At 68.6% G+C, this 3,080-nt stretch carries 2 protein-coding genes; both read left to right on the forward strand.

Going from position 1 to position 3,080, the window contains the following annotated elements; translation table 11 throughout:
• On the forward strand, nucleotides 1-1,281 hold a 1,281-nt coding region (locus AC3A6B_RS29750; RefSeq protein WP_487840229.1), incomplete at its 5' end, for an NAD(P)/FAD-dependent oxidoreductase.
• A 70-nt stretch (nucleotides 1,282-1,351) separates the two neighbouring features.
• Nucleotides 1,352-2,974: an ABC transporter substrate-binding protein gene (locus AC3A6B_RS29755; RefSeq protein ID WP_487840230.1), complete on the forward strand. Its 1,623-nt coding sequence runs from the start codon at nucleotides 1,352-1,354 to the stop codon at nucleotides 2,972-2,974.
• Nucleotides 2,975-3,080: the final 106 nt, after the last annotated feature.

Below are 3,080 nucleotides of genomic sequence, written 5' to 3' on the forward strand. Positions count from 1 at the left end.
TCCTACTGGACCGATTCGGCGCCCGCCTTCGTGCCGCGCTCGTGCGAGCTGCCGGCGCAGGTCGACGTCGCCATCGTGGGCGGCGGCTTCACCGGCCTGTCGGCGGCGCTGGCGCTGGCGAAGCGCGGCGCCAAGGTGGTGGTGCTGGAGGCCGGCGAGCGCGTGGCGGCCGAGGCCTCGGGGCGCAACGGCGGCCATGTCAACAACGGGCTGGCAGTGGACTATGCCGAGGTGGCCGCAAAGTTCGGCGCCGAGCGCGCCCGCGCCTGGTACCGCGCCTATGACGACGCGGTGGACACGGTGGAACGGCTGGTGCGCGACGAGGCCATCGCCTGCGACTTCCTGCGCCACGGCAAGCTCAAGCTCGCCACACGGCCGAACCAGATGGCGGCACTCGAACGCAGCGCCGAGCGCCTGATCGGCGACGGCGTCGACACCGATGTCGAGATCCTCGACGCGGCGCGCGTGCGCGCCGAAGTGCAGAGCGAGCGGTTCCATGGCGGCCTGCTCTACAAGCGCAGCGGCCAGATGCACATGGGCCGCTTCGCGCACGGCCTGGCCGCGGCCGCACAGCGCAACGGCGCACAGATCCACACCGCAAGCGGCGTGCAGCGCCTCGAACGCCTCGGCCAGGGCCATGCACACAAGTTGCACACGGGGCGCGGCAGCGTCAGCGCGCAGCAGGTGCTGCTGGCCACCGGCGCGACGCGCCACGGCGGCTACGGCAGCTTCGGCTGGCTGCGCCGCCGCATCGTGCCGATCGGCAGCTTCATCGTGGTCACCGAGCCGCTCGGCGCCGAGCGCGCGCAGGCCCTGCTCGCCGCCCGGCGCACCTATGTGACGGTGGCGAACATCCACCATTACTTCCGGCTCACCACCGACCACCGGCTGGTCTTCGGCGGGCGGGCGCGCTTCGCGATCTCCAGCCCGCAATCGGATGCCGCCAGCGGCGAGATTCTGCGCGCAGGGCTTGCCCAGATCTTCCCGCAGCTCGGCAACGTGCGGCTGGATTACTGCTGGGGCGGGCTGGTCGACATCACACAGGACCGCCTGCCGCATGCCGGCGAGCGCGACGGCCTCTACTACGCGATGGGCTACAGCGGCCACGGCACGCAGATGTCGGTCCACATGGGCGAGCGCATGGCCGCCGTGATGGCCGGCGACGCGAACGCCAACCCCTGGCGCGACCACGACTGGCCCGCCATCCCTGGTCACTTCGGCCCGCCGTGGTTCCTGCCGGCGGTGGGCCTCTACTACAGGCTCAAGGACCGGATGGCCTGACCCCCTCGAGCCCCCTGCGTTTTCTGTCCCGTTTTCTTCAACCACACGGCTTCACCAGGAGCAACCCACCATGAACGACAGCAGCCACAAGAGCTTCGAAAACCTCGTCGGTCCCGGCGAAAGCCTTCGCGTGATGGAGTCGCTGAAGCGCGGCGCCACGCGGCGCGACATCCTCGCGATGCTGATGGCCGGCGGCATGCAGGCCACGCTGGCCGGCGGCATCGCCGGCGCAGCGATGTCCGCCCATGCGCAGACGCCCAGGAAGGGGGGCCGCATCCGCGTGGCCGGCGCGACCGCCGCCGCGACCGACACGCTCGATCCGGCCAAGCAGTCGAACCAGACCGACTACTCGCGCTGCAACATGATCTACAACGGCCTGACCTCGCTGGACCGCAGCCTGACGCCGCAGCCCGCGCTGGCCGAATCGTTCACCACCAAGGATGCCAAGACCTGGGTCTTTACGCTCCGCAAGGGCGTGAACTTCCACGACGGCAAGGCGCTCTCGCCGGCCGACGTGGTGTTCTCGGTGATGCGCCACAAGGACCCGGCCACCGCGTCCAAGGCCAAGGTGCTCGCCGACCAGATCGAGAGCGTCAAGGCCAGCGGCCCCAGCGAGGTGACGGTGGTGCTCAGCGCGCCGAACGCCGACCTGCCGGTGATCCTGGGCACCTTCCACTTCCACATCGTCAAGGAAGGCACGACCGACTTCAACGCCGGCATCGGCACCGGGCCCTACAAGCTCAAGGAGTTCAAGCCCGGCGTGCGTTCGCTGATGGTGCGCAACGACGCCTACTGGAAGCCGGGCAAGCCCTACCTCGACGAGATCGAGTTCGTGGGCATCGGCGACGAGAGCGCGCGCGTCAATGCGCTCCTTTCCGGCGGCATGGACTTGGTGGGCTCGGTCAATCCGCGCTCGGTCGAGCGCGTGAAGGCGACGCCCGGCTTCGGGATCTTCGTCACCCAGTCCGGCCAGTACTCCGACCTCGTCATGCGCAAGGACGTGGGCCCCGGCGCCAACCCGGACTTCGTGCTCGGCATGAAGCACCTGTTCGACCGCGAGCAGATGAAGAAGACCATCGCGCTCGACTACGCGGTGGTCGCCAACGACCAGCCGATCGACCCGACCAACCGATTCCATTTCGCCGGCCTGCCGCAGCGCCCCTTCGATCTCGACAAGGCGAAGTTCCACCTGCAGAAGTCTGGCGTCACGGGCAAGGTGCCGATGGTGGCTTCGCCGGCGGCGCTCTACTCCGTGGAGATGGCGCTGCTGCTGCAGCAGACCGCACAGCGCGCCGGGCTGGAGATCGACATCAAGCGTATGCCGGCCGACGGCTACTGGTCGAATCACTGGCTCAACAGCCACGTGGGCTTCGGCAACGTCAACCCGCGTCCGAGCGCCGATGTGCTGCTCACGCAGTTCTTCCAGTCGGGCGCGGCCTGGAACGAATCGCGCTGGAAGAACGAGAAGTTCGACCAGCTGCTCCTGGCTTCGCGCGCCGAGACCGACCTGGCCAAGCGCAAGCAGATGTACGCCGACATGCAGACCATGATCCACCAGGAAGCCGGCATCGGCATCCCGCTGTTCCTGGCGAGCATCGATGGTCACACGTCCAAGCTCAAGGGACTGTCGCCCATCCCCCTGGGCGGCCTGATGGGCTACAACTTCGCCGAGAACGTATGGCTGGAGGCATGACGCCTCCCCAGCCGCTCGTCTCGCCCCACGGAGCACCGAGATGAACCATGTGATCCTGAAGCTTCTCGCCCAGCGCATCGCGCTGGCGCTGCTGTCGCTGCTGGCG

Source organism: Variovorax sp. Soil_C_33 (genome assembly GCF_057656935.1).